This is a genomic window from Actinocrispum sp. NPDC049592, from assembly GCF_040675465.1.
GTDB lineage: Bacteria > Actinomycetota > Actinomycetes > Mycobacteriales > Pseudonocardiaceae > Kibdelosporangium.
This window is the reverse complement of record NZ_JBFAPA010000012.1, coordinates 17,054-41,400: the sequence shown is the minus strand read 5'-3', so window position 1 is coordinate 41,400 and position 24,347 is coordinate 17,054. Positions and strand designations below refer to the sequence as shown.

General features: G+C 69.3%; 21 protein-coding genes. 13 read left to right on the top strand and 8 right to left on the bottom strand.

Annotated features, from left to right (window positions below):
• Positions 1-771, bottom strand: a complete 771-nt coding sequence (locus AB0J95_RS27940; RefSeq protein WP_364763890.1) for an ABC transporter permease — start codon at positions 769-771, stop codon at positions 1-3.
• A gap of 17 nt (positions 772-788) precedes the next feature.
• Positions 789-1,835, bottom strand: a complete 1,047-nt coding sequence (locus AB0J95_RS27935) for a Vms1/Ankzf1 family peptidyl-tRNA hydrolase (RefSeq protein WP_364763888.1) — start codon at positions 1,833-1,835, stop codon at positions 789-791.
• Positions 1,836-1,884: 49 nt separating this feature from the next.
• On the opposite strand from AB0J95_RS27935, the gene AB0J95_RS27930 reads away from it, so the two are divergent.
• The 4 genes from AB0J95_RS27930 (at position 1,885) to AB0J95_RS27915 (ending at position 4,615) form a co-directional block, all read left to right on the top strand.
• Positions 1,885-2,541: an HAD family hydrolase gene (locus AB0J95_RS27930; protein WP_364763886.1), complete on the top strand. Its 657-nt coding sequence runs from the start codon at positions 1,885-1,887 to the stop codon at positions 2,539-2,541.
• A gap of 75 nt (positions 2,542-2,616) precedes the next feature.
• On the top strand, positions 2,617-3,129 hold the full coding sequence (locus AB0J95_RS27925; RefSeq protein ID WP_364763884.1) for a VOC family protein: 513 nt from the start codon (positions 2,617-2,619) through the stop codon (positions 3,127-3,129).
• Between the two features lie 125 nt (positions 3,130-3,254).
• On the top strand, positions 3,255-4,265 hold the full coding sequence (locus tag AB0J95_RS27920) for a hypothetical protein (protein ID WP_364763882.1): 1,011 nt from the start codon (positions 3,255-3,257) through the stop codon (positions 4,263-4,265).
• A 32-nt stretch (positions 4,266-4,297) separates the two neighbouring features.
• Entirely contained in the window at positions 4,298-4,615 is a 318-nt protein-coding gene (locus AB0J95_RS27915; RefSeq protein WP_364763880.1) for a MerR family transcriptional regulator, read from the top strand.
• On the opposite strand, the gene AB0J95_RS27910 is transcribed toward AB0J95_RS27915, so the two are convergent.
• Positions 4,593-5,435, bottom strand: a complete 843-nt coding sequence (locus AB0J95_RS27910) for a DnaJ C-terminal domain-containing protein (protein WP_364763878.1) — start codon at positions 5,433-5,435, stop codon at positions 4,593-4,595. The genes AB0J95_RS27915 and AB0J95_RS27910 overlap by 23 nt on opposite strands.
• Positions 5,436-5,723: 288 nt before the next feature.
• On the opposite strand from AB0J95_RS27910, the gene AB0J95_RS27905 reads away from it, so the two are divergent.
• From AB0J95_RS27905 to AB0J95_RS27890, 4 genes are all read left to right on the top strand, one after another.
• Complete coding sequence (locus AB0J95_RS27905; protein WP_364763876.1) at positions 5,724-6,677, top strand: Dyp-type peroxidase; 954 nt, start codon at positions 5,724-5,726, stop codon at positions 6,675-6,677.
• Between the two features lie 36 nt (positions 6,678-6,713).
• The gene (locus AB0J95_RS27900; protein WP_364763874.1) at positions 6,714-8,534 is read left to right on the top strand and encodes a cellulase family glycosylhydrolase; all 1,821 of its coding nucleotides are present in this window, start codon (positions 6,714-6,716) and stop codon (positions 8,532-8,534) included.
• Positions 8,535-8,751: 217 nt separating this feature from the next.
• Entirely contained in the window at positions 8,752-9,342 is a 591-nt protein-coding gene (locus AB0J95_RS27895) for a sigma-70 family RNA polymerase sigma factor (RefSeq protein WP_364763872.1), read from the top strand.
• A gap of 127 nt (positions 9,343-9,469) precedes the next feature.
• A complete protein-coding gene (locus AB0J95_RS27890) occupies positions 9,470-9,964 on the top strand; it encodes a hypothetical protein (protein ID WP_364763870.1) in 495 nt (164 codons plus the stop codon).
• Here the strand turns inward: AB0J95_RS27890 and AB0J95_RS27885 are convergent.
• The 4 genes from AB0J95_RS27885 to AB0J95_RS27870 all read right to left on the bottom strand — a co-directional run bounded on the left by AB0J95_RS27885 (position 9,961) and on the right by AB0J95_RS27870 (position 13,938).
• A complete protein-coding gene (locus AB0J95_RS27885; protein ID WP_364763868.1) occupies positions 9,961-10,755 on the bottom strand; it encodes a class I SAM-dependent methyltransferase in 795 nt (264 codons plus the stop codon). The genes AB0J95_RS27890 and AB0J95_RS27885 overlap by 4 nt on opposite strands.
• A gap of 9 nt (positions 10,756-10,764) precedes the next feature.
• Entirely contained in the window at positions 10,765-11,394 is a 630-nt protein-coding gene (locus AB0J95_RS27880) for an OB-fold nucleic acid binding domain-containing protein (protein ID WP_364763866.1), read from the bottom strand.
• A 51-nt stretch (positions 11,395-11,445) separates the two neighbouring features.
• The gene (locus AB0J95_RS27875; RefSeq protein ID WP_364763864.1) at positions 11,446-12,822 is read right to left on the bottom strand and encodes an MFS transporter; all 1,377 of its coding nucleotides are present in this window, start codon (positions 12,820-12,822) and stop codon (positions 11,446-11,448) included.
• Positions 12,823-12,942: 120 nt separating this feature from the next.
• On the bottom strand, positions 12,943-13,938 hold the full coding sequence (locus tag AB0J95_RS27870; RefSeq protein ID WP_364763862.1) for a LacI family DNA-binding transcriptional regulator: 996 nt from the start codon (positions 13,936-13,938) through the stop codon (positions 12,943-12,945).
• A gap of 133 nt (positions 13,939-14,071) precedes the next feature.
• Here AB0J95_RS27870 and AB0J95_RS27865 point away from each other — a divergent pair, with 133 nt between their 5' ends.
• The 5 genes from AB0J95_RS27865 to AB0J95_RS27845 all read left to right on the top strand — a co-directional run bounded on the left by AB0J95_RS27865 (position 14,072) and on the right by AB0J95_RS27845 (position 22,250).
• Positions 14,072-15,934, top strand: a complete 1,863-nt coding sequence (locus tag AB0J95_RS27865; RefSeq protein WP_364763860.1) for a glycoside hydrolase family 30 beta sandwich domain-containing protein — start codon at positions 14,072-14,074, stop codon at positions 15,932-15,934.
• Positions 15,935-16,050: 116 nt separating this feature from the next.
• Positions 16,051-18,171, top strand: a complete 2,121-nt coding sequence (locus tag AB0J95_RS27860; protein ID WP_364763858.1) for a hypothetical protein — start codon at positions 16,051-16,053, stop codon at positions 18,169-18,171.
• Positions 18,168-19,142: a MoxR family ATPase gene (locus tag AB0J95_RS27855; RefSeq protein WP_364763856.1), complete on the top strand. Its 975-nt coding sequence runs from the start codon at positions 18,168-18,170 to the stop codon at positions 19,140-19,142. The genes AB0J95_RS27860 and AB0J95_RS27855 overlap by 4 nt, the downstream gene beginning before the upstream one ends.
• The gene (locus AB0J95_RS27850) at positions 19,139-20,248 is read left to right on the top strand and encodes a DUF58 domain-containing protein (RefSeq protein ID WP_364763853.1); all 1,110 of its coding nucleotides are present in this window, start codon (positions 19,139-19,141) and stop codon (positions 20,246-20,248) included. Before AB0J95_RS27855 ends, AB0J95_RS27850 begins: the two co-directional genes overlap by 4 nt.
• A 22-nt stretch (positions 20,249-20,270) precedes the next feature.
• The gene (locus AB0J95_RS27845) at positions 20,271-22,250 is read left to right on the top strand and encodes a transglutaminaseTgpA domain-containing protein (protein ID WP_364763851.1); all 1,980 of its coding nucleotides are present in this window, start codon (positions 20,271-20,273) and stop codon (positions 22,248-22,250) included.
• Here the strand turns inward: AB0J95_RS27845 and AB0J95_RS27840 are convergent.
• On the bottom strand, positions 22,247-23,896 hold the full coding sequence (locus AB0J95_RS27840; protein WP_364763849.1) for a protein kinase: 1,650 nt from the start codon (positions 23,894-23,896) through the stop codon (positions 22,247-22,249). The two genes, AB0J95_RS27845 and AB0J95_RS27840, sit on opposite strands and share 4 nt — an antisense overlap.
• Positions 23,897-24,347 lie beyond the last annotated feature (451 nt).

Genomic DNA, 24,347 nt, shown 5'->3' with positions numbered 1-24,347 from the left:
CTACCGAAGCCCCGTCCGTGGCCTGTCGATCCCCTGTGTGGCGACCCCGTTCCTGGCCATCAGCTCCACAGTGGCCACCACGGCGGCGCTTTCCACGGCCAGCAGGGCAATCAGCACCAGCACCTGAGTGGCACCGGCCTGGATCGGCGACGCTCCACCGAGAAGGACGCCCACGAAGGCGCCCGGCAGCGTCACGAGCCCGACCGTCCGGGTCTGGTCCAGTGCCGGAACCAAAGCGCTGCCCGCACTCGGCCGCGCGATCAGCAAAGCGGCGTCGCGGGGCATGAACCCCAGTGCCAGCGCGGCTTCGTACTCGCCGTGCCGCGTTCGCAGCTCCTCCCGCACCCGCCGCCCGGCCAACGAAGTGGCTGTCATCGCGCCGCCGATCAGGATGCCGGCGATCGGCACGACCGCGATCGGGGTCGCTGGGACCAGCCCGGACGCGAGCACCAGGGCCAGCACCGGGACCACCCCGCAGGCCAGGGCCGGGGCGGTCCAGCGGCCGTCCGACCAGGTCCCGATCCGCCGGGCCGAGGTCAGGCAGGCGATGGTGAACATCATCAGTACGAACCCCGCGGTGAGCCGGTCCGACCGCAGCACGGCCGTGATCAGCAACGACACGGCCGCCAGTTGTATGACCGCCCGGGCCGAGGCGGTGAGCACCGTGTGCCACGTGCCGACGCGGCCGACCCAGACAATCACCGCGCCAAGGCCTGCCAGCAGTACCAGGACGATGGCCAGCACCGGCCCCACCGCGATGGTTCCCGTCATAGGTCCAGGGTGGACTATCAGGTGTGCCGCAGCAGAGCGCCGATGCCGTCATCGAGGGGTTCGCCGACCGGGATGATGTCGGCGTCGACGGCCAGGGCGGCCACCGGCAGTGCCTCGTCGGCGCGGGCCTGCTGAACTTCGGTCATGCCAAGGTCGATCAGCTCGGCCTCGCTCAACGCGACCACATTTCGTTGCGGGCCAAGCCAGATCGGCCGCTCGCCGTCGAAGGCCTCGGAGATCAGCAAGGCGTCGACGTTGGCCATGGACAGCGCGTTCAAGGTGTCCTTCAAGCCGTGCACGTACAGCTGGCCGCCGCGGCGGGACTCGATCTCGGCGGCCACCTCGGCCTCCGCCTTGGTGGTCACCAGGGTCACGACCTCCTGGTCGAGCTCCTTGGTGTTCCAGCCTTCGCCGCGGCGGCCGATGTCGGTCTCGACCGCGATCTGCTTGGCGCGCGGTGGAAGCCGGCCGAGCAGCTCCGCCCGGGACTGCACCTCGCCGGCCACGATCAGCAGCCGCGCGCCCTGTTCGTCGCACAGCTTGGCCACTTCGCGGGCCACGTGGTCCATGTTCTGCCGGGCGACCTCCTCGACCCGGGCCTGGATGTGGTGATGCGCCCAGCCGCCACCGCGCACCTTGTGCACCGGGAACTCCCGGCCCTGCACGGTTTCCGCACGCCGGCCGCCGATCCGGACGTCGGCCCCGGTGCGGTCGGTGATCACCACGACGTACGGCAGGTCTCGGGGTGCCAGCCGCGCCAAGGGAAGCAGGTACGGGACGGCGGAGTAGCGCGCCTCGGGGAGCACGGGCGGGACCGCCAGCTCCTCGTCCAGCAGCACGGTACCGCGGGCGGCCACGAGGGCGCGGCCGGGTGCGGGATCAAGGGCGGCCTTGTCCATAGCCTCCAGCGTCGCCTCGTCCGCGCCCTGCTGTTTCAGCTGGTCACGGGCCGAGCGCCAGCGCAGCTCCAGTTGCCGTTCGGCGTCCTCCGTTTCGTGCGAGCCGTCGTAGTAGGCCGCGGCGAACGGCCCGTCGGTTTCGGTGATCCAGTGCAGTGCCCGCATGTGCGCGGAGTACCCGCGATCACCCGGCGATATTCGGGTACCCGGTGGCATGACCGACTGCCTTTTGCTGGATGTGGACGGAACCCTGGTCGACACCAACTACCTGCACACGGTCGCCTGGCACCGCGCGTTCCTGCGGTTCGACCTGGTGGTCCCGGACTGGCGGATCCACCGCGCCATCGGCATGGGCGGCGACCAGCTGGTCCGCTCGCTGGTGGGGGAGCGGGTCGACGAGGAGGCCGGGTCGGAGATCCGGGAGGCCTGGGCCGACGAGTACCGCCCGCTGATCGAGTACGTGCGTGCGCTGCCCGGCGCGCATCGCCTGCTGGGCGCGGCCGCCGCCCAGGGGTTCACCGTGGTGCTGGCCAGTTCGGGGCCGGCCGAGCACGTCGAGCACTACATCGACCTGCTCGACGCCTGGGAGGTCGCGGCCGCGTGGACCACCGCGCAGGACGTCGAGGCCACCAAGCCCGAACCGGAGCTGCTGCAGGTCGCACTGGACAAGGTGGATGTGGACCGCGCGGTGGTGGTGGGCGACTCGGTGTGGGACTGCGAGGCCGCCGGCCGGATCGGCCTGCCGTCGGTGGGCGTGCTCACCGGCGGCACCAGCGGGCCGGAGCTGACCCAGAGCGGCGCGCACGCGGTCTACGAAAAGCTCGACGACCTCCGCGAGGACCTCGCCGACCTGCCGTTCGCACTCGTGTAGTGACGCTCACCTTCCGTGGCCCCGGTGAACCGGGGTACAGTTTGTTGAAGCTTCAACATTTGGAGGGTGACGGAAATGGGTGTCTTCCGGCTGAACCACGCGGTCCTGTTCGTCCGGGACGTGACCGAGAGCGTGGCGTTCTACCGTGACGTGCTCGGGTTCGGCTACACGGAGGGTGGTGACTCCCACAAGGGCGCGGCGTTCCTGCGGGCGCCCGGGTCGACCAACGACCACGACCTCGGCCTGTTCGAGATCGGCCTCGACGCGCAGCCGTCCGGCGCCGGGCGGACCTCGGTCGGCCTGTACCACCTGGCCTGGGAGGTGGACACGCTCGGCGACCTGGAGGAGACCGCGAAGCGGCTGTCCGAGGCGGGCGCGCTGGTCGGCAGCTCCGACCACGGCACGACGAAGTCGTTGTACGCCAAGGACCCCAACGGCATCGAGTTCGAGGTCGTCTGGATCATCCCGCGCGACCGGCTGACCGAGGCCGACCTGGCCAAGCGCTCGGTCATCGGCCGCCTCGACCTGGAGCGGGAGCTGGCCCGCTACGGGCGCGACGCGCGCAGTGGCGTGGGTATCTCCCGATAGCCCGTTTTGTCGCACTGACCTGCGCGGACATCGTCCCGACAGCCGCCGTTCACCGGCGCGCAGCATGGAAGTCGGTCCCTGGTGACAGGGTCGGCGACCACTTCGCCGACGAGAGGGGCGCACCGATGCGCAAATGGCAACGCACCATGCTGGTTCTCGCCGCGGCCGGTTCGCTGGCCGCCGCGGGACCGGCGGCGGCCGGGACCGGCGACCACGACGGGCACGTCTTCGCGGTGATCGGCGACATTCCCTACGGCGACGCGCAGATCGCGAACTTCCCCAAGGTGATCGCACAGATCAACGCCGACCCGCGGGTGCAGTGGGTGGACCACCTCGGTGACATCAAGAGCGGCTCGTCGCTGTGCACCGACGACTACCTCGCGATGATCAGGTCCGACTTCGACCGGTTCGCCGACCCGTTCGTCTACACCATCGGCGACAACGAGTGGACCGACTGCCACCGGGCCAACAACGGCGGCTACAACCCCCTCGAACGGCTGGCCGCACTCCGCAAGGTGTTCTTCGGGCAACCCGGCCGGACCCTCGGACAGCATCCGGTGCGCGTGCGATCCCAAGCGGACCAAGGGATTCCGGAGAACGTCCGGTGGGAACGCGCCGACGTCCAGTTCAGCGCGGTGCACATCGTGGGCAGCGACAACAGCCTGCTGCCGTGGACCGGGCAGACCGCGCCCACCCCGGAGCAGACGGCCGAGGTGCTGGGCCGGACTTCCGCGGTGATCCAGCAGATCCACGAGACCTTCGCGGACGCCCGCGACCACCACTCCAAGGCCGTCGTCCTGTTCACGCAGGCGGACATGTTCGACCCGACGGTGGCGGTACCGTCCTTCGCGGACTTGTACGGGTTCCAGCCGATCGTGGCCGCCATCGCGCGGGAGTCGGTCGCGTTCGGGCGCCCGGTGTACCTGTTCAACGGCGACAGCCACGTCTACAACAGCGACAACCCGCTGGCGGCCGGCTCGAAGTGGCTGGCGCTGTACCAGGTCGGCCCGGTGGGGAACCTGGCCCGGATCACCGTGGACGGGTCGACCGGCGTGAACGACTACCTGCGCGTCACGGTCCACCCTCGCGGCGGGCAGGTGCTGAGCTGGGAGCGGATCCCGTTCGCCACCGGATGACCTGCACCGGCCACTGGAGATAATCTGGGGCGGTGAACCTGGGCCGCCTCGATGACGCCGACTACCCGACGTACACCATCGGGCAGGCCGCGGAGCTGCTCGGCGTGCAGCAGGCGTTCCTCCGCAGCCTGGACACAGCCAGTGTGGTGAGCCCACACCGGTCGTCGGGTGGGCATCGCCGCTACAGCCGTCGTCAGCTTGAGCTGGTCATACGGGTGCGGGCGCTGTTCGACGAGGGGCACACCCTCGCGGCCACCGCCCGCATCGTCGACCTCGAGGACCGGCTGTCGGCGGCCCACGCCCGGATCGTCGAGCTGGAGGCCCGGATCACCGGCGAGGGTCGAAGGTAGAGCTCGCCGCCAGCTCGCCGAACAGGCGTTTCTGCTCGTCGGTAAGGGTCTTGGGGAGCACGATCCTGGCCTCCGCGTACAGGTCGCCGGCCTTGCCGCGGGGGTTGGGCAGGCCCTTGCCGCGCAACCGCAGGCGGCGGCCGGTGGAGGTGTCCGCGGGAACCTTGACCTTGGCCTCACCGTCCGGGGTGTCGACGGCGACGATCGTGCCGAGCGCGGCCTCCCATGGGGTCAGCGGCAGCTCGACGGTCAGGTCACGGCCATCCACGCGGAACTTGTCGTGCGGGGCGAGGTGCACCTCCAGGTAGATCTCGCCGATCTCGTGCGGCACCCGGATGCGTTGTCCCTCGGTCACACCCGCGGGCACGTTGACCTGCACGGTGTGCGCGCCGTCGACGCTCAGCATCCGCTGCGTGCCGTGGTAGGCCTCCTCGACGGTGACCTCGATGTCGGCGTGCATCACCATCGGCATGGACGTCATCCGGCTGGTGAACATCCCCCCGCCGAACAGGTCGCCGAAGTCGAACGCACCGAAGTCCGGTTGCCGCCGGCGCGCCTGTGCCTGTTCCCAGGCGTTGACGTCGAAGTCCTCGGGCACCTGGCGGAAGTCGGCGCCGAACTTGTCGTAACGTTCCCGCAGCTCCGGCTTGGACAACACCTCGTAGGCCTCGGAGATCTCCTTGAACCGGTCCTCCGCACCGGGATCCTTGCTGACATCCGGGTGGTGGCGGCGGGCCAGGGTCCGGTAGGCGCGCTGGATCTCCTCCTGGCTCGCGGTCCGGGCGACCCCGAGCGCGGCGTAGAAGTCCCGGTCGGCCACTCGCGTCACCCCTTTCTCGTGTCGATGACGGTGGTCATCTTGGTTAACACGGTGGAGGGGCGTTTATGTTCCTCGGTGATGTAGAAAACCTGCAGTAAGTGCTGCAGGTTCAGTCGAATGGAGCCTGTCAGGGCTGATGCCGAGTGGCGGCCACGGAGGTTCTCTCGATCTCGTCGGAGAAGCACCGAAGTCCTTTCCTCGCGGGGAACAGCGGCAGGTTGGTGCCGGGCGCGGCCATTGCGGGCCCGGTGCCTTTGTGCTGCCTTGCGGTGACCGGGGGTGCGGGCGATGATCGTCGCCGTGACCAGCCCGATCGAGCCGCAGCCGGTGCTCACCAGCCTGACCGCCGCGGCGGTGTTCCTTGTGTTCACAGTGGACGAAGGCGGTGAGGACACGGTCCGGGACGTGCTCACCGACGTGGCGGGGCTCAGCCGGTCGGTCGGGTTCCGGGCCTTGGAGGCCGGGCTGGTGTGCGTGACGGGGATCGGGTCCGATCTCTACGACCGGTTGTTCGACGGGCCGCGTCCGGATGGCCTGCACCCGTTCCGGGAGATCGTGGGGCCGGTGCACACCGCGGTGTCCACGCCGGGCGACCTGCTGTTCCACATCCGCGCCAAGACCATGGATCTCTGCTTCGAGCTGGCCGACCAGATCAGCACGCGGCTCGCGGGCGCGGCGACCGTGATCGACGAGGTGCAGGGGTTCCGGTACTTCGACCAGCGCGACCTGCTCGGGTTCGTGGACGGCACGGAGAACCCGACCGGCCGCACCGCCGAGGCGGCGGTGTTCCGCGACGACCCGGACTTCCCCGAGAGCACGTATGTCATCGTGCAGAAGTACCTGCACGACATGGCGGCGTGGAACAGGCTGTCCACCGAACAGCAGGAAGGCGCGATCGGCCGCACCAAGCTCGCCGACATCGAGCTGCCCGAAGGCGTGCAGCCGCCGAACTCGCACGTGGCGCTGGCGAAGGTCGAGGACGCGGACGGCAACGAGCGCAAGATCGTCCGGGACAACATGCCGTTCGGCCGGATCGCGACCGGCGAGCGCGGCACCTACTTCATCGGCTACGCCGCCGATCCCGGGATCATCGAGCAGATGCTGGTGAACATGTTCGTCGGCAACCCGCCGGGCACCACCGACCGGATCCTGGACTTCTCCACCGCGGTCACCGGTTGCCTGTTCTTCGTGCCCAGCCAGGATTTCCTGGACAATCTGCCCGAGCCTGCTAAGGTGCGCTGAACGCGAATAGTTCTCACGTTCAGCGAGGGGCCTGCTGTGCGCCGATGCCTGCTGTTGCTGACCATCCTGTCGTTGCTGGTCATGGCCCCTCCCGCCGGGGCCACCGCGCCGCCGTCCGATGGCGGGCCGCTGACCGTGTCCGGTGGCGTGTTCCGCGACTCCGCCGGCCGCGAGGTCGTGTTACGCGGGTTCAACGTGTCCGGCGAGGCCAAACTCGCCGAGAACCACGGGCTTCCGTTCGCCACGACCGCCGACGCGCAGGTCTCCGCGGCGGCGATGCGGCGGCTGGGCGGCGCCAACGCGGTGCGGTTCCTGGTGACCTGGGCGTGGGTCGAGCCGTCCCCCGGCCAGATCGACCGCGACTACCTCGGCCGGGTCGCCGAGCAGATCACCGCGTTCACCGGCCAGGGCATCCGCGTGTACCTGGACTTCCACCAGGACCTGTACTCGCGGTACCTGTTCAACCCCGGCAGCTGGTACACCGGCGACGGCGCGCCGGCCTGGGTCGTGCGCGCGGGCGGGTACCCGGCCGAGTCGTGCGGGCTGTGTTTCCACTGGGGCCAGAACATGAAGAACAACAAGGCCGTCACCGGCGCGGTCTACGACTTCTGGCACAACCGGCAGGTCACCACCGCCGCCGGGCCGATCCGGATCCGCGACGAGTTCCTGTTCCAGGCCGGGGAAACCATGCGGTACCTCAAGGACACGCTGCCGCAAGAGGCTTTCGACCTCATTGTCGGCGCGGATCCGTTGAACGAGCCCTATGCCGGGCGCTACGACTCGGGCCAGGACGGCGTCTCGTGGGAACGGGACCTGCTGTGGCCGTTCTACCAACAGTTCCGGGCCCGGATGGACTCCTCCGGCTGGGCCGCCAAGCCGGCTTTGGTGGAGCCGCTGGTGTTCTGGAACCAGAACGTGGACTTCTTCGCCGAGCCGGGCGGGTTGACCGGCGTGTCCACTTTGGGCGACCGGTACGTGTTCAACACGCACTTCTACGACGGCAAGGCGCAGTCCGGGATCCTCAAGCCGGGCAAGGCGAACGACGGCGAGTACAGCGCCGACTTCGGCAAGATCCGCGACCGCGCGACGGCTCTGTCGACCGCGGCGATCGTGTCCGAGTTCGGCCACCCGGTCGAGGGGTACACCTCGGACAAGGCGCCGTCCGTGCTCAAAGCCATGTACCAGTCGCTGGACTCGCGGCTGAACGGCGCCTCCTGGTGGGCCCAGGCAGCCATGTCTGGACATGTACTGTCCGGCAGCCAGTGGCACTGGGACATCTACTACAACCGGCACCACGAGCTCATGAACGACAACCCGGACAAGGTCAAGACCGACGGCGACGCCATGAACGACGAGCACTTCTCCGCGGTGCGCATGGACGGGCCGAACGCGGTGGCCACTGTGGACGCTCGGTTGTTCGACCGGGTGTTCCCGCAGGCGGTCGCCGGCAACACCCTGGCCTTCACCTACGAGGACCGGGTTGTGCAGGCGTGGAACCAGATCCCCGCTTCGATGCCCGCCGTGCGGCGGCTTGCCGGTACCGGCCAGTACGCGGTGCTGGTGTGGCGGTCCGGCGGTTCGGCGCCGACCGAGCTGCACCTGCCCGCGTCGTTCACGCCGTCCCGGACGACCGTTGTGAGCGATCTTGGTTCTGTCGTGGGCATACCGGCCTACACAGGTTCCGAGCCGGTCGCCTACGCTTCGGACTCCGGGGGCAGCCGGCTGCTTTTGTCCACTTCGGGCAGTGGCGTGCACTTCGCTCTGGTCGCCGCCGACGGCACCGAGGCGCCTTCGGCCGCCCTTGCCGAACTCCGGTCGTGGGCCTCGACGTTGTGGCCTTCTTCGACACTTGGCTGACGGCAAGCGATTCGGCTGTCGCGGAAACCTTGCGTGACGCTACCGGCCGGTTCGGTAAGAGAAGCCAGGTCACGCTGCCGGTGCGTGGCCGAGTTATTACTGAGTGCAGATGTCCCTTTGATACCAACGCCAATACAGTGAAAACTACCGTCGTGAACGTGGCACCATAGACGGTCAGATCGAAGGTGAATTCAAGGCTGGAGAAGGGGAGACGCGGATGCCGGCCGAAGCTGAGCTCAAACAGCGCGCAGCCGGCCTTGATTCGTTGGTCTCCGCGGCCGTCGCGGGCGAGGCCGACGCCATCGGGCGGGTCATCGAAGCGATCAGGCCATTGGTCGTCCGGTACTGCCGAGCCAGAGTCGGTCGCGCGGAAAGGTCTTTCGCCTCTGCCGACGACGTCGCGCAGGAGGTATGCCTCGCGGTGCTGACCGCCCTGCCGAGCTACCGCGACCAAGGCCGGCCGTTCCTCGCGTTCGTCTACGGTATCGCCGCGCACAAGGTCGCCGATGCCCACCGCGCCGCCGCCCGCAACCGCACCGAGCCGGTCGCCGACGTCCCCGACGAGCCGGAGACCGACGCCACCCCCGAGCAGGCCGCGATGCGCAGCGACCTCGCCCGCCGGCTGACCAAGATCCTCGACGTGCTGCCCTCCAAGCAACGCGAGATCGTCGTCCTGCGCGTCGTCGTGGGCCTGTCGGCCGAGGAGACCGCCGACACCATCGGCTCCACCCCCGGCGCCGTCCGCGTCGCCCAGCACCGCGCCCTCGCCCGCCTGCGCCGCACCATCGCCGAGGGCGACGTGGTCTGACCCGCGCCGCTCTCGTCCACAAAGGACGCGTCGAACACGGCGGTCCAGCCCTCCCGGATCACCTGCTGCCGGACTCGCCGCGGGAGCGGTTCGGATCTTGACGCCGATTTTCGGGAAGAATGGGGGAATGGCGTTTCCCATCTCCATCCCCGGACCTCGGACCGTTCTCGGCTGGGCGGCGCAGGCGCTCAGCCTGCCCGGCAGGGTGCTGGGCCTGCTCAGCGCGGCGGAGGAGGCGGTGCGGCGGGCGAACGAGCTGGTCGGGCGGACCGACACGGTGGTGACCTCGGCGGAGGCGGCGGTCGAGCACGCGCGGCGGGTCACTGTGGCCGCAGAGGAGGTCATCGAGGCGACCAGGCCGATGGTGCGGTTCGCCGCGGAGATGTCCGCGCACGAGGTGGAGGCCGCGATCCGGCTGGTCGACGAGCTGCCCCGGCTCGCCGAGCACCTGACCGACGACATCATGCCGATCCTGGCGACCCTCGACCGCGTCGGCCCGGACATCCACGAGCTGCTCGACGTGGCCAAGGACGTCCGCCAGGCGATCCTCGGCATCCCCGGCTTCGACTTCCTCCGCCGCCGCGGCGAGGACAAGGAGGAGAAGGCGGAGAAAGAGGACTAGAGCTGCACGATGACCTGTTCGTTGTCGATCGTGTAGCCGACGTAGGAGAACTTCGTGCCGGTGCGCTCGACGTACTCCAGCCAGGCCTTGTGCTCGTGCTCGGGCCAGCCGGGGTAGTTGAAGTACTCGTCGAACACCACGACCGAGCCCTCGTGCAGCCGCGGCCCGACCTGGGTGAGCACGGTTTCGGTGGACGAATACAGGTCGCAGTCCACGTGCAGGAAATCCACCGGCCCGGGATGCTCGGCCAGGAATCCTTCGAGGGTGTCGTCGAATATCCCGACGATCAGCTCGGCGCCGGGAATCTGGGGCAGCTGGTCGGTCGCGAAAGTGCCCGCCGGAAACCCGGCCCGCCATTCCTCGGGCAACCCGTCGAACGAGTCGAAACCGTACACCGGTTTCTCCTCGCGTAACTTGGCGATCACCTCGAGCGTCGACCCGGTGTACACGCCGAATTCCAGCGCCATCCCGCCCTGCGGCGCGACCGACAGCGCGTGCTCCAGCGTCTCCCTCGGCGATCCCAGCTCACGCGCGGTCGACATGTGCTCCTGCACGAACTCCGCGCTCTCCGCCGTGGCCTTTCTCTCACTCGCGTGCCGCATATTCCGTTGCGCGCTGTAGAGCGCCTCGCCGATCGCCGGGCGGAAAGCCGCGGACTGCTCGGCCACCACCGCGCGCAGTTCCGCTATTTCCCGTCTGAGCTCGGCGATCTCGTGCTCGTGCCGCTCGGCCTGCGCATTCGTCGCATCCTGGACGGCCCGGACGAACTTCTCACGGAAATCGCGGAACATTCCCCGAGGTTAGCCGAGGATGTCGTGCGGCGAGCGGGGGAGGACCTCGTAGGAGGTGTCGAACTGGCCGCTGAAGCCGGTGACCAGCAGCGCCTGGCCGAGGTGGTAGCGGCTGACGTCGATGCCGGTCTGGGTGTTGACGAAGATCTGGACCTCGCCGGTGCCGTCGTTGATCCAGAACTTGTAGCCGTACGGGAGGTCGCTGGCGGGTGCTTTGGTGACGCGGCCGGCGACCAGGACGAGACGGCCCTCGGTGGACTCGCTGACACCAGCGGTGGTTGTCCACCGAGGGAACACCGGAAGTCCTTGGCGGCCAAGGGAAACATCGGTGGGAACGAGAATGAGCAGGCCGAAGCTGTCCTTGAGGGTGCCGGTCACGCTGGCGCGGCGGCCGGGGGTGGCGTGCACGTCGTCGGCCGCGCTGACGTAGATCCCGGCGGTGCCGTCCTGCAGGCCGAAGCCCTTGTCGAAGAAGCTGGACTCGAAGGCCCCGGACGGGGTCGTCACCGTCCCGCCGACGGTGACGACCGAGCCGAGCGGAAGGGCTCGCGCTTTGGCGATGGTGAGGGTCTGGCCCGCGGCCGCCGGCAGCGCGGGTGCGACCAGGGCGAACACTAGGGCAAGCAACAGCGAGCGCATGGGAGCCCTTCCTCAACGCTGGAAACGAGAACAGCTCACCCTAGTGGAACTTCAAGCGGGGACTGGGACCGCCTGCGGACGCCGGCCCGGCACGATCAGCGACACCGCGACCGCCGCGAACCCGACCACGGCGAACAGCAGGAACCCTTGCGTGTAGCCGGTTTCCGCTGGCAGGCCGGTCGCCTGCGTCGTCCCGGTGATCAGGCTGCTGAACAGCGCCGTGCCCACCGCGCCGCCGATGTTGCGGATGTTGGTGTTCATCCCGCTGGCCACGCCGGTCTGGTCCGGCGCCACGCCCTGGATGATGAGGCTGCTCATCGACGCGTAGACCAAGCCGAGGCCCAGCCCGAACACGCCGCTGGCGAACGCCACCTCCCACTGGAAGTGGTGGAAGAACGCCAGCCCGGCCGCGGCGATCGCGCCGAACGCCGAGCCGATGCCCAGCTGTGCCTTGAAACTGACCGGGATCCGGGCACTGAGCAGCCCGGCGATGCCCATGGTCACCAGCAGCGGCAACAGGATCAGCCCGGACTGCGTGATGGACAGCCCGAAGCCGTAGCCGGTCGCGGTCGAGGTCTGCGCGAACCGCGGCACGAAGGCGTAGATCGCGAACATCGAGGCGCCGAACAGCAGAGCGACCAGGTTCGTGGTCCAGACCGCGGGCAGCCGCATCATCTTCAGGTCGATCACCGGCTCACCGGCCCGCGACTCGACGTACACCCACGCCAGGAAAAGCACGATGGCCAGCGCGAACAGGCCCAGCACCGGGTCGCTCGACCAGCCCCAGCCGGCGCCCTTGCTCAACGGCAGCAACAAAGCGACGAGCCAGCCGGCCAGCAGCGAGGCGGCGAACCAGTTGATCCGGCCGCCCGTGCGGCTCGGTGACTCCGGCACGAACCGCCAGACCAGCGCGGCCGCGGCCAGTTCGACGATCATCGGCAGCCAGAACAGCCACCGCCAGGACAGCGCGCCGACGATCGGGCCGGCCAGGATCGTGCCGACCCCGCCGAACACCGACAGCACGGCGGCCATCGCGCCGATCGCGGACGGCACCCGTTCGGCCGGGAACTCGTCGCGGATGATGCCGAACGACAGCGGGAACACCGCGCCGCCAAGGCCTTGCAGCACCCGGCCGATCAACAGGACGCCGACGTTGGGTGCGATCGCGCAGATCAGGCTTCCGGCGACGACGGCGCCGAGGGCGAGCAGCAGTGCGCGTTTCTTGCCGACCATGTCGCCGGCCCGGCCGAGCAGCGGGGTCGCGATGGCGGCGGACATCAGCCACACGGTCAGCACCCAGGTGACCGTGGACTGGGAGGTGTTCAGGTCCTGCTGGATGGTCTGCAGGACCGGGTTGAGCAGGGACTGGAGGGCAGCGAACGCCGCAGCCGCCACCGCCAGGATGGCGAAGGTCCGTGACGGTGCCACGGTCCGGATCGGGGCCGTACGGGTCGCAGTGAGCATTGCGAAGCCTTTCGAACCACTACACTGGAGGTGCCCTCCGGATTAGTGGAGGACTCCTCCAGATTAATCGTAGGTGGCTCCGTTTTACAAGGAGACCTGGCTTACAGCCGCCGTCGAGGCGCGTTTGACGAGGTGAGTGCCCAGTTCGATGTGCAGGGCGTCCACCGTGTGCCGGTCGATCAGGCGCAGCAGCAGCGACACGGCGATCCGGCCCATCTCCTCCAGCGGCTGCCGCACGGTGGTCAGCTCGGGCGTGGTGCTCCGGCTGATGTCGCTGTCGTCGAACCCGGTGATCGACAGGTCGGCCGGGACCCGCAGGCCCCGCTCGTGGGCGGCTCGCAACGCGCCGACGGCGATCTTGTCGTTGAACCCCACCAGCGCGGTCGGCCGCTGGTCGAGCAGGGAGACGGCCGCGCGGTAGCCCTGTTCGGTGGTCGGCTCGACGCTGCGCAGCAGGTCCGGCTCGGGCAGCACGCCGACGTCCGCGAGCGCCGAGGTGTGCCCGACCAGGCGCGCCTGGCTGGACAGCCATTCGGTGGGGCCGCCGATGAACCCGATCCGCCGGTGGCCGAGCGCGGTCAGGTGCGCCGTGACGCTGCGCGCGCCGGTCGAGTGCGCCGCCGAGACGGACGCGATGTCGGCCGGGAGTGTCGTGCGCGGGTCCACCACGACGAACGGAAAGCCTTGGGAGCGCAGGGATCGCAGCTCCTCGTCGGGTTCGGGCGGCAGGATCAGGATCGCTCCGGCGACGGCCGGATCGCGCGAGAGGTTCTGCAGCGCGGGCGTCTGCTGCGCGGCCTCGCCCGCGTTCAGCACCAGCCGGCGGTGGTGCAGGTCAAGGGTTTCCGCGATGGACGACACGATGATGCCGAAGTAGTCGGTGAGCACGTAGGGGCAGCGCACGAAGATCGCGCCCTCGCGGACCGGCCGCCGCGCCCGCACGCCGAGCCGCTCGACGGCCTGGTGCACGAGCTCCTGGGTCTCCGGCGCGACCGGGGCCTTGCCGGTCATCACCCGGGAGACCGTCGCGATCGAGACACCCGCCTCCGCGGCGATCTCCCTGACCGTCGGCCTAGCCACGTGTTACACCTGAGTGTTTCATGCCTGGCAGGGTAACCCGTTCGTTGATCTCTTGACACCCTTCAATACGCGCGCCTAGCGTCGGACAGCTGTTTCAGATGTGTTTCACGATGTTTCATCAGGAGACGACATCATGCGCCCTGTTCTCACCCTGTTCAGCGCATTGGCCATCGCGGCCGGCGCCGCTCCCGTGGCGGCCGCCGGCCAGCACGAGTCCGCGCGGGTCTGGATCACCACGCCGGACGGTGCCATGAAGATGGCCGACGCCGGGCAGGTCGACTTCACGTCCACCCCAGCCACCGTGCCGACGGTCGTCGTGGACGCCAGCCGCACTTTCCAGACCATGGAAGGGTTCGGCGCCTCGATCACCGACTCGTCGGCCGCGGTCCTGTACCGGCTCTCGCCGCGAGCCCGGTTCGACGCCATGCGCGACCTGTTCGACACCCGCACCGGCGACGGCCTGAGCTACCTGCGTCAACCCGTTGGCGCGTCGGACTTCGTGGCCGAAGCCGCCTACACCTACGACGACGTGCCCGCCGGTGAGACCGACTACGACCTGCGGCACTTCACCATCGCGCACGACGAGAAGCAGATCCTGCCGCTGCTGCGGACCGCGAAGTTCTTCAACCCGGGCCTGCGGATCAACGCCACGCCGTGGAGCCCGCCGGCGTGGATGAAGACCGGGGGTTCGCTGATCGGCGGCCGGTTGATCGACGACCCGCGCATCTACCGCGCCTACGCGGCCTACCTGGTCAAGTTCATCCAGGCCTACCGCGCGCACGGGATCACCGTCGACACGATCGCCGTGCAGAACGAACCGCAGAACCGCACGCCCTCGGGCTACCCGGGCACGGACCTGCCGTCCTGGCAGGAGGCCAAGGTGATCGAGCAGCTCGGCCCGATGCTGCGGGACGCCCACCTGCGCACCAAGATCCTCGGCTACGACCACAACTGGGTCGAGCACCCCGGCGACATCGGCCACACCCCGCCGGACGAGACCGCGGACATCAACGCCTACCCGCAGAACCTGATGAACTCGGCCGCGGCCAAGTGGATCGGCGGTATCGCCTACCACTGCTACGCGGGCGACCCGAGCGCGATGTCCGCCTTCCACAAGCAGTTCCCCAAGGTGGACCTGTACTTCACCGAGTGCTCCGGGATCACCTCGGCCAACCCGGCGGACACCTTCTCCGACACGCTGAAGTGGCACACCCGCAACCTGGTCCTCGGCAACACGCGCAACTGGGCCAAGACCGTGCTCAACTGGAACCTCGCGCTGGACCCGACCGGCGGCCCGCACGTCGGCGGCTGTGGCACCTGCACCGGCGTGATCACGGTGAACCCGGACGGCACGGTGACCCGCAACGCCGAGTACTACACCCTGGGCCACTTGGCCCGCTTCGTGAAGTCCGGCGCGGTCCGGATCGCGAGCACCTCGTTCGGCACCACCGGGTGGAACGGCCAGGTCATGACGGCCGCGTTCCGCAACCCGGACGGCTCGACAGTCCTGGTGGCGCACAATGAGAACGACAACCCGCAGGCGTTCGCGGTGCGTGACGGTGACCGCGACTTCAGTTACACACTGCCAGGTGGCGCGCTGGCGACGTTCGTCTGGCGCGGGCACTCGGGTGCGCGTGCGTTGGACCCCGCGGGCTGGACCGCGTCGGCTCCCGCCGCGGTCGACGACGACGCGACCACCAGTTTCTCCGCTCCGCAGACCGCGGGCGCGTCTCTGCAGATCGACTTCGGCTCGAATGTCCGGGCGCGCGAGGTGGTTCTGGACACCGGTGTGTCCATTCAGGACTACCCGCGTGGCTACACCGCCGCGATCAGCTCGGATGGTGTGACCTGGACGACCGTGGTCGCCGCTGGCGTGGGGAACGGTCAGTTCACGACCGTTAACCTCCGGGGCGAACGTGCACGCTTTGTCCGGTTCACTCTGACGGCAGCGGCGGCTTCCCCGTGGACTGTGGCTGACGTGCGGGCATATTCCTGACAATCCGGCCGCTCCCGGCCTCCGAAGACACCGTTGGGGAAAGAAACTGTCGAATCCGATGATCGGATGCGACGTTCCCCGTAGGATGCCGCGCGGAGGTCGGGAGAGGGGCGCACGTGCGAATCTTCGGCAGGCGTGGGTCGGCAAGTCTCGGGGCGGCGTCACTGGGCGTCGTGTTGCTGGCCGGAGCCGCGTTGGGCAGTGGTGTGGCCAGGACCGCGGTCGATGTCACCGACGGCCTGACCTGGCTGCCCGACAACCCCCGGGGCGAGGTCGTCCAGGTGAACCCGAGTTCGGGCCGCCCGGAGACGCGATTACAGGTCAGCGCGGGCGAAGCGCTGCTGGACATCACGCAGAAGGACGGCCTGCTGGTGGTTCTGGACCGGCGGACCGGCCAGATCACCAGCATCGACCTGGCCACCCTGCTGGCCAGCGGCCGCCGCCAGACCGTGCCGGGAACGACGAAGGTGCTCGTCTCCGACGGGCGGGTCTATGTCGTCGACCGCGCCGAGGGCAGCGTGCACAACGCCGACCCCGTGACGCTGGTTGATGTCGGAACGCCGTGGCTGGCCGGAAAACCGCTGGCTGACGCGGTTGTCGACGACAAGGGCCTGCTGTGGGCGGTCGACCAGGACGGCGTTCTGCACGCCCTGGAATGGGCGGAAACGCGGTTCGTCGAGAAGTCCCAGCGGCACATCGACGGCGCCGGGCCGCGCACAGTCCTTGTCCCGCACCAGAACGGCGTGACCCTGCTGGACCTCGGCAGCGGCGTCGTCGTGCAGGAGGGCACCGGCCAGAACATCCAGACCTCCACGCTGACCCTGCCCGGCGACGTCCTCGGCGCGCAGACCAGCCCGGCCTCGCTGGTGCCCGCCTCCGTGCCGGACTCGTCAGTCGTGGTGATCGTGAACGGTTCGAACGTGCTGCAGGTGGACGTCGGCGCGTTGGAATGCGCGAAGCCCGGGCGGCCGGTGGTGTTCCACGACAAGGTGTACGTGCCGTGCCGGGGTGCCGGGCGGGTGATCCTGATCGACCGCCGCGGCGAGCGTGCCGGGCCCGACGTGCGCACGCCGGGCAACGGGGATCCGGAGATCTCCGTGGACGACGGACGGCTGTTCATCAACGCCCCCGGCGCCGACCAGGGCGTTCTGGTCGACTCGGACGGCAACACCAGCGAGATCGCCGTGCGCAGCCCGGATTTGCCGGTGGTGGACCCGGACCGGCCGCGGGAACCCGAGGTGCCGATGCCGCCTCCGCCGCGTCCGCCTCGCCCGGATCCCAGCCGGGACAACAACAGCAACAACAACATCGCTCCGCCACCGTCGTCGGTGTCTTCCGTGGCGCCGCCGCCTTCGTCGAACCCGCCCGGGCAGGTGCCGCCGGCACCACCAGGTGTTTCGGTGTCGTTGGCCAGCCGGAGTGACAGCGAGCTGACGGTGACCGTCAACTGGGGTCAGGTCGGTGGCGATGTCGCCGGGTACTCCGTTGTGGCGACCGGGTCCTTCGCCGGTGGCAGGCAGTCGACGCAGACCATGGGGACGAGCGCTCAGCTCACGATCCCTTGTGGTGGCGGGAGTTTCTGTTCCGGCGGCCGGCTGGACATCGCGGTGAGCGCGGTCAGCTCGGCGGGCACCGGTCCGGCCGGGACGAGTTCGTGGACGGTGCCGCCGCCCCAGAGTTCGCTCGCGCCAAGGCCTTCGACTCCGGCACCGCCCCCGCCGACCACGACTACGCAGCAACCACCTCCTCCGCCACCACCGCCCCCTCCCACAACGACCACGCAGCCGCCGCCGCCTCCACCTCCTCCTCCACCGCCGCCGTCGATGCCGGCCGCGGGCGCAGTTGTCTTCACCACGCAGCAGAAACTGTCGTTGTACAGCTACCGGTTGAACATGGCGCCGCCTGCTGACTGGGCAGGGCACGATGGCTCCTGCGAGGTCGTGAACACGACGTTCGCCTACAACTACTCGGTCGCGTGCTCGGCCACCTCGGTCAACGTCGAGGTCGATGTGGGCAACAACAGGTTCGTCATGCGAGCGCACGCGCGGGACGGCAGCAGGACGGTCGACTCCGCGGCGAAGACCATCCGGGTCGTCGACCCCGAGCCGAACTGCGGCAGGTTCAAGTGTTTCCGGGCGACGACCCCGGTTTCGTTCGGCGCGGGCGATGCGGGCGTTGGCCTGCTGGCGTTCTCCGTGCTGTTGGGTGTCCGGGACCGGCGGCGGAGGCAGCGATGACCACGATGGCGTTGGACGAGCAGGAGATCGCCGGGTTCCGGGTGGTGCACGCCCAGGTCGCGGACGCGATCGAGACCGCGGTGCTGGGCAAGCGCGAGGTCGTCGACCTGGTGCTGGTGGCGCTGTTCGCGGGCGGCCACGTGTTGCTCGAAGACGTTCCGGGGACAGGGAAAACGACGCTCGCACGGGCCGTGGCGAGTGCTTTGGGCGGGCAGTCCCGGCGGGTGCAGTTCACGCCGGACCTGCTGCCGTCCGACGTGACCGGGACTTCGGTGTACGACCCGCGGACGGGAGAGGTGCGGTTCCGGCCTGGGCCGGTGTTCGCGAACGTCGTGCTGGCCGACGAGATCAACCGCGCGGCCGCGAAGACCCAGTCGGCGCTGCTGGAGGTGATGGAGGAGCGAACGGTCACTGTGGACGGTGTGCCGCATCCGGTCGGCGAGCCGTTCCTCGTTGTCGCCACCCAGAACCCGATCGACCTGGACGGCACGTACCGGCTGCCGGAGGCCCAGCTGGACCGGTTCATGCTGCGCACTTCCATCGGGTATCCCGCGCAGCAGCACGAACTCGACGTGCTGCGGCCGGGAAGTGGCGCCGGGCGGGTGACCGACGTGCCGACCGTGACCAGCCCTGAGGCGGTGGCTCACTACGGCCGGTTGCTGTCCACTTTGCACGTTGCCGAGCCGATTCTCGAGTACATCAGCGCGATCGGCGCCGCCACTCGAGCTTCGGACCAGTTGCGGCTCGGGGCTTCGACTCGTGGGTTGCGGGCTCTGGTTCGGTGTGTGCAGGTGTATGCGGCCGCTCAGGGGCGTCATTTCGTTGTGCCCGGCGACGTGCAGACGCTTGCTTCGCCCGTTCTGGCGCACCGCTTGGTGTTGTCCCGGGAGGCGGTGCTTTCCGGGACCACCAGCTCGGAGGTGCTGGCCGCCGCGGTCGAGAGCGTGCCTGTGCCTCGGCCGGTCCCGTGACCACCCGGCTGACCCTGCGGGGTCTCGGGGCTCTGGTGCTCGGGCTTCTGTTGCTGGGCTTGGGCATCTGGTGGCGGTATCCGGGTGTGATCGGGTTCGGGGCGGCGCTGACCGTGCTGGTGATCGCCGGGTATGGCTCGGTGCTGCGGCCCGCTCCCGTTACGTCGCACCGCGATGTGCGGCCTCGGACCGTGCACCGGCTCGGGGCCTGCACGGGGACTTTGGAGTTGACCAGCACCGGCCGGGTTCGCTTGGCGGCGACCGACCACATCGCCGGGACTCCGATGGACATCGCTGTGCCGGTTCTCGGGCCGGGGGAGCGGACGTCGGTGGACTACCGGATCCCGACCTCCCGTCGTGGCGTGTTTCAGGTCGGGCCGTTGGTGTTGCGGCGGCTGGGGTTTGCGGGGCTCGCCGTGTCCCGGACCGCACTTGGGTCTACTTTGGACGTTCGGGTGGTGCCTCGGGTGTTGCCGGTGCTCGGGCTGCCTTCTGGGGTTCGGCGCGGTCATGTTGGGGCTGATGAACGGGTCGAACGCGGTGGCACGGACTTGGTCTCGTTGCGGGAGTACGTGCCCGGTGACGACCTCCGGCGACTGCACTGGGCCACGAGCGCCCGGACCGGCACGCTCATGGTCCGCGAGGATGCCGACCCGGCTCGCCCGCACGTCGCCGTGATCCTCGACGCCTCGCCGGACACCGACCCGGAGATCTTCGAGGAGGCCGTCGAGGTCGCCGCATCCCTGCTCACCGCGGGTATGTCCGCAGGTCATCCGGTTCGCCTGATGTCCGCGACCACCGACATCGAGGTTCCCACCGCCGACCCCGACCAGTTGCTGGCCGCCCTTGCCGACCTTCAACCCTCGGACCGCCCCCGAAAGTCCCTCCCTGCACGAGATCTCGACGTCGTCGCGGCCGTCTGCGGGCCCAACGCCCCGCTCGCTCCGCTCCTCCTCGACGCCGGCCGTGCTTCCGTGGGTGTCCTGCTGATCGTCGACCCCGCGGTGTCGGCCACGTCGATCTCCGCGATGGGCTCCGCCACCGCGCTGCGCGCCGCGGACGCCGAACACCTCATCGCCGCCTGGGACACGGTGATAGCCCGATGAACCCCGGCCTGGGGGTGGCGTGATGGCCAGGGTTGTGTGGGCTGTTGCGGTGCTTGGGGTAGGGGCTGGGCAGTTGGCTTTGGGGTGGCAGGGGTTGCTGCCAGTCGCCGTGTTCTTGGCGGCGATTGTTGTGGTGCACGGGGTCGTGGCATTGGCTCGGCGGGTCGGGATCGGGGCTGGCTACACCGTCCTTTGTGTCCTGTCGGTTTCCGTTGCGGGGGCCTACTTCGCCGCTCGGGAGCTGGGGTTCCGGGATGCCTTGATGGGTGCGGTGCCGCGGTTGCTGACCGTTCCGCGTCCGGCGCATGCCACACCGTCCTTGCTCACTCCGGGTGTGTTGCTGGTGGTTGTGGTGTCGTTGGTCGCGGCTTTGGCTGTGAAGACGTTGCTAGCACCGGCTGTGGGCGCGGCGATCCTGTATGTGGCTGGGGCGTTGTTGACTGCGGGGCAAGCCGATCGGCACGGCTTGGTGGCCGTGGCGCTGGTGGTGCTGATCGGGTTGGGCTGGGTGATCTTCGACCAGCGCGTGCACCTGGTCCGGCCGATCGCGTTGCTGGTCGTGGTGGCCGCGCTGGCCGGCGTGGCCGGGGTTTTGCCCGCCGTGAACGCGTTCGAGCCGCGCAAGCTGGTGACGCCGCCGGTGACCGAGTTGACCGTCGCGAGTCCGTTACCGCAGCTGTCTTCGTGGGCTTCGGCTGGTGGCGCGGAGCTGTTGCGGGTTCGCGGCCCGCAGGTTCCGTTGCGCCTGGTGGCTTTGTCGGACTACACCGGTGCGACGTGGCAGGCGGCCTCGTTGTACGGACCGATCGGCGTGGCGCCGCCGGATCTGCCCGACGGGATCCAGACCGAGCACGCCAAGCTGGAGGTCACGATCGAGGGTCTGACCGGACCCTGGCTGCCGACCTCCGGCCGTCCGACCTCGACCACGGCGGATGCCGCTGTCGCGGACCCGGATTCGGGCGCGCTCGCTCTGGCCGCCGGCTTGTCTCGTGGCCTCAAGTACGATGTTGAGTCTACTGTGGACGCACCGAACGATGACAGTCTGCGGACTGCGACCGTGCCCAAGGGCGTTCGACGGTACTTGTCGTTGCCTGGCTTGCCTTACTCGCTCGCGGAATATGCGCGGCGGACCGTGGCCAACTCCCGGACGCCGTTCGAGCAGGCGGTCGCGATCGAGGAAGTGGTTCGCGCGGGGCGTCGGCCTGCGGCGGATGCGCCGGTCGGGTCTTCCTACGCGCGGCTGGAGGCGTTCTTGTTCGGCGGCGGTGCCGGGGCGAACGTGGGCACGGCCGAGCAGTTCGCCTCGGCGTTCGCAGTACTTGCCCGGGCTGTGGGATTGCCGTCTCGCGTTGTGGTCGGGTTCCGGCCGCCCGCACCGGGACCGGACGGCGTGGCCGCCGTGCACGCGAGCGACGCGACCGCGTGGCCCGAGGTGTACTTCGACACCTGGGGCTGGGTGGCGTTCGACCCGGTGTCCGGCAACGACTCCGGCCCGAGTTCGGCGGCCCGGCGGGAGGTGCTCAACCGGCTGGCTTCGTTGCCGCCCGCGCCTGTCGCGCCGCCCGGACCGACCGGGCCGGTCACTTTGCCGGTCATCACCGTTCCTGCGCCCGTGAGCAGCTCGGACGCTGGTTTCTTCTGGTTGTCCGGGGTCCTGCCGCTGATTTTGCTGGTGTTGTGGGGTCTTCGGGCCGGGCGTCGGTCGCGGTTGCGGCGTGCTGGTGCTCCTGGTGCTTGGGCGTATTTCCTCGACGGGTTGTTGTTGGCGGGTCGCACGCCTGCCGGGCACCTCACCGCCGCGGATATCGGTCGTTCGTTGGACTCACCAGCGGCCGTGCGGCTCGCTGAACTGGCTGAGCGGGCGGCTTTCGCACCTGGTGGTGGTTCGGCGGAGGATTCCTGGCGGCTGGCGGTCAAGGCGCGTTCGGTGGTGCGCAGAAGTGTTTCGTGGCACCGGAAACTGGTGTGGACGCTGGATCCGCGCCCGCTTTGGCGGCGTTAGCGGCTGGTGCAGACTTTGTCGGAGGCGCCGCGTTTGCCGGCCGGGTCGTCGGTGCTGATCGCGAGGACCTGGAAGCAGTAGCGGGTGGAGGCCCGGTCGAGCCCGTCCACCGTGAACGACGTCGTGCCGGCCGGGATCTGACGCAGCGCTTGGGGTTTCGCACCGGTCACGTTGACCACCACGAACTCGGCCTTGCCCGCGGCCGGGTCGGTCCAGTCGATCTGGATGCTGGTGCCGCGGTCGTCGAAGTTGACGATCTTCGGGGCGAACGCCGGATCACCGCCGCCACCACCCGACTGCGTTGTCGCGGTGGGCGTTGTGGTGGTGGTTGTCGTCGCTGGCGGCGGTGGGGGAGTCGCGGTTGACCGTCCACTGAGGACAACCGCCGTCACGCCCGCTGCGACGCCGATGACGAGCGCGATCAACCCGTAGAGGACACCGCGTTTGCTCTTCGGCTTCGGCGGTTGCTGTTCTTCGATGATCGGTTCTGGGGTGGGGGCTTCGATGCGTTCGATCGGCGGCGGGCACTCGGCGTGCTCGGGGCGCGGGCCGAAGTCGGGGACCGCCGTGGGTTCATCGGTGATCGCGGTCGGGGGCTCGTCGTCCAGGCGGGTGGTGGCTTCGCCGATGTCCTTTGGCAGCAACGGAACCCAGCCTTGGGGCCGGGTCGGCACCGCGGCCAGCGCCGCCCGCAGGATCGCCGCGTCGGGGTACCGGTCGGCGCGGTCCTTGCGCAGACACGTGAGGATCACGTCCTGGAGTTCCGGCGGGACATCCGGACGGGTCAACGGGCGGGGTTCGGCCGAGCGCAGGCGTCCGATGTAGGACAGCACGGTGTCCTCTTCGGGGTTGTCCGACGCGTAGGGCGCGACCCCTTCGAGGAGCGTGAACATCGTGGAGCCCAACGAGTAGATGTCGTCGGTGACGTCCGGCGGCTGCCCGTCGACCATCTGCGGCGCCGCGTGCCGGTAGCTGACCATGTGCAGCGACGTCGAGTGCCCGCTGTCGGCCATCCGCGCGATCCCGAAGTCCGCCAGCACGTACGACGTCGGCAACATCAGGATGTTCTGCGGCTTCACATCCCGGTGCAGAAACCCCTGCCCGTGCGCGAAGGACAGCGCGTCGGCCACCGCCATCCCCGCGGCCACGACATCGGCGACCGGCAACGGCCCATACCCCCGCAGCCGATCATGCAAAGACCCCAGGTCGTAGTACTCCATGACGATACAAGGCCGGCCATCCGGCACCGTCCCGGTCGCCAGCACTGTGACGATGTGCGGATGCTGCCGCCCCAGCCGCACGGTGATCTCCAGCTCCCGCCGGAACCGCGCCACCCGCGCCGGATCATCGACGTTGATGACCTTCACCGCCACGAACCGGTCCAGCCCGTCCTGCCGCGCCCGGTAGACAATCCCCTCCCCACCCTCAGCGATCTTCGTGAACTCGCTGTACCCCGGCAACCGCATCTCCGCCACCGGCGCGGGCGGTTGAGGTTGGCCGACGATCTCCGTTGCCTGCTGCGCCTCGGTCGGCCACTTCGGCACGATCGCCGTCGGCGGCTCGTCTGGCTCGGTGACCTCCGACGCCCTGAGCTGCGCCGCGGTTGGCTGCGGCGAGCCCTCGGCGGACTCCCGTGGATCGCCCACGTCGGCTGGATCGGTCGCCTGCGGTCCTCCGGGCTGCGCTTCCGCGGCTGAAGGCGCTGCAGGCGTCGGCTCGGCGGGCGGTTTCCCCGTCGCCGGGGGTTGGGCCGATGGCGCCGGCGGTTCGTCCTGGCGGCTTGGGGGCTCGGTGGGTTTGGGTGCCCAGTACTGGTCGGGCGCGGGTTCCGCTTCCTTCTCATGGGTGGGCTCGGGGGTGTGGGTTTTGCGGGGAGGTGTGCGGCCGGGGGCCCAGGCGCGCAGGTCGGCGTCGCTCGGGTCCGCATCTTGCCCGGTCAACCGCTACGCCCGTCGCTCACGTGGCGCGGGCCGGATGCCCTCGCGCCGCCCATCCCATCGTATCGTGACCGGCCTGGGCACAACCGGATCTCCGGCCGTCGCTGGAAGTTTCCGGTTCGTGGCGTGCGAGGTGATCAACAACGATAGGGTCCTGCGG

Bases quoted from the DNA above. Each gene is read 5' to 3' on its own strand.
- AB0J95_RS27940 (WP_364763890.1), bottom strand. From the start codon at position 771: ATGACGGGAACCATCGCGGTGGGGCCGGTGCTGGCCATCGTCCTGGTA.
- AB0J95_RS27935 (WP_364763888.1), bottom strand. From the start codon at position 1,835: ATGCGGGCACTGCACTGGATCACCGAAACCGACGGGCCGTTCGCCGCG.
- AB0J95_RS27930 (WP_364763886.1), top strand. From the start codon at position 1,885: ATGACCGACTGCCTTTTGCTGGATGTGGACGGAACCCTGGTCGACACC.
- AB0J95_RS27925 (WP_364763884.1), top strand. From the start codon at position 2,617: ATGGGTGTCTTCCGGCTGAACCACGCGGTCCTGTTCGTCCGGGACGTG.
- AB0J95_RS27920 (WP_364763882.1), top strand. From the start codon at position 3,255: ATGCGCAAATGGCAACGCACCATGCTGGTTCTCGCCGCGGCCGGTTCG.
- AB0J95_RS27905 (WP_364763876.1), top strand. From the start codon at position 5,724: ATGATCGTCGCCGTGACCAGCCCGATCGAGCCGCAGCCGGTGCTCACC.
- AB0J95_RS27895 (WP_364763872.1), top strand. From the start codon at position 8,752: ATGCCGGCCGAAGCTGAGCTCAAACAGCGCGCAGCCGGCCTTGATTCG.
- AB0J95_RS27890 (WP_364763870.1), top strand. From the start codon at position 9,470: ATGGCGTTTCCCATCTCCATCCCCGGACCTCGGACCGTTCTCGGCTGG.
- AB0J95_RS27885 (WP_364763868.1), bottom strand. From the start codon at position 10,755: ATGTTCCGCGATTTCCGTGAGAAGTTCGTCCGGGCCGTCCAGGATGCG.
- AB0J95_RS27880 (WP_364763866.1), bottom strand. From the start codon at position 11,394: ATGCGCTCGCTGTTGCTTGCCCTAGTGTTCGCCCTGGTCGCACCCGCG.
- AB0J95_RS27865 (WP_364763860.1), top strand. From the start codon at position 14,072: ATGCGCCCTGTTCTCACCCTGTTCAGCGCATTGGCCATCGCGGCCGGC.
- AB0J95_RS27855 (WP_364763856.1), top strand. From the start codon at position 18,168: ATGACCACGATGGCGTTGGACGAGCAGGAGATCGCCGGGTTCCGGGTG.
- AB0J95_RS27845 (WP_364763851.1), top strand. From the start codon at position 20,271: ATGGCCAGGGTTGTGTGGGCTGTTGCGGTGCTTGGGGTAGGGGCTGGG.